Source organism: Acinetobacter sp. YH16031, assembly GCF_013417335.1.
Lineage (GTDB): Bacteria > Pseudomonadota > Gammaproteobacteria > Pseudomonadales > Moraxellaceae > Acinetobacter.
This window is the reverse complement of record NZ_VPED01000150.1, coordinates 1-1560: the sequence shown is the minus strand read 5'-3', so window position 1 is coordinate 1560 and position 1560 is coordinate 1. Positions and strand designations below refer to the sequence as shown.

General features: G+C 36.7%; 2 protein-coding genes. Both read left to right on the top strand.

What is annotated here, in order from left to right; translation table 11 throughout:
* Positions 1-284: 284 nt before the first annotated feature.
* Positions 285-1235: a replication initiation protein RepM gene (gene repM / locus FTV31_RS16750; RefSeq protein WP_001208778.1), complete on the top strand. Its 951-nt coding sequence runs from the start codon at positions 285-287 to the stop codon at positions 1233-1235.
* Positions 1228-1560: plasmid replication DNA-binding protein (locus FTV31_RS16745; RefSeq protein WP_218948754.1), on the top strand; the 333-nt coding region annotated here is incomplete at its 3' end. The genes repM and FTV31_RS16745, both read left to right, overlap by 8 nt.

The window sequence follows — 1560 nt, the reverse complement described above, 5'->3', positions numbered from 1 at the left end:
GAGCGAAAGCGAGATTCAATAGAGTTTGAGCGAAGCGAAAACCAAGGGCAATTTTTCACTCCTTAGGCTTTTAATTATTTTAAAGTTTTTAAATGCTTTTAGACATGCTGAAAGCCTTTTTTCACAATGCTTTTAAGGGTTATATGACACCGTTTACCTTGCAATATGACACCGTTTACCTTGCAATATGACACCGTTTACCTTGCAATATGACACCGTTTACCTTGCTTATAGCACTAAAATTAATTATTGTGTCATAGCATAATAAATAATACTGGTGCTTCATGAGAGAATTAGTTGTAAAAGACAATGCCTTAATTAATGCAAGCTATAACTTAGATTTAGTAGAACAACGTTTAATTTTATTGGCCATTGTTGAGGCAAGAGAAAGCGGGAAAGGTATTAATGCTAATGATCCCCTTGAAGTACATGCAGAAGGTTATATCAATCAATTTGGCGTACATCGCAATACGGCTTATCAAGCATTAAAAGATGCCTGTAATGATTTATTTGCAAGACAATTTAGCTATCAAAAAATAAATGAACGAGGGAATATTGAGAACTATAGATCCCGTTGGGTTAGTGAAATTGGATATGTAGATAATGAAGCAGTAGTTAAACTTATCTTTGCCCCTGCCATAGTTCCCTTAATTACACGCTTAGAAGAGCATTTCACTAAATACGAATTGCAACAAGTTAGTAATCTCAGCAGTGCTTATGCTGTTCGCTTATATGAATTATTAATTGCTTGGAGAAGTACTGGCTCTACTCCTGTTATAGAGCTAAGTGATTTCCGTCAAAGAATTGGCGTACTCGATACAGAGTACAAGCGTATGGAACGCTTTAAAACTAGTGTACTTGAGCTTGCTATTAAACAAATTAACGAACATACAGATATCACTGTGAAGTATGAGCAACACAAAAGAGGTCGATCAATTTCAGGATTCTCTTTTACTTTTAAACAGAAAAAGAAGGACAACCCACCGATAGAAAGAGATCCGAATACGTTAGATCTCTTTACGAAGATGACTGATGCACAACGCCATATGTTTGCAAATAAACTTTCTGAACTTCCTGAAATGGGTCGTTATTCCCAGGGAACTGAAAGCTATCCGCAATTTGCTGTTCGTATTGCTGAGATGCTGCAAGACCCTGACCGAATAAAAGAACTATACCCATACCTAAAAAAAGTGGGATATATGCCATCAAATAAAAAGGACACCGTAAATGGCTAAGTTATCACTAAGTGAAGTATCTAAAAAATTCCATGTGGATAGATCAACCATTTACAGAGCTGTACGTAATGGACGTTTATCACGCTCCAGTGATGGACAATTCGATCTAGCAGAAGTCATCCGATGCTTTGGAGAACCTGAGCAAACACCTCAAAAAATTGAATCATCTAAGCAAGAAGGTGATGAATCTACAAAAAAACTTATTGCCCATTTAGAAAATGAAGTCAAAAAATACCAAGAACGTGAAGAACGGTTAATGCAACAAATTGACCGTATGCAAACACTCATTGAGCTGAAAAGTGTTGCACCTGCCACAGCAGCAACA

Excerpts from the sequence above, each read along its gene's own strand:
- repM (WP_001208778.1), top strand. The coding sequence starts at position 285 with ATGAGAGAATTAGTTGTAAAAGACAATGCCTTAATTAATGCAAGCTAT.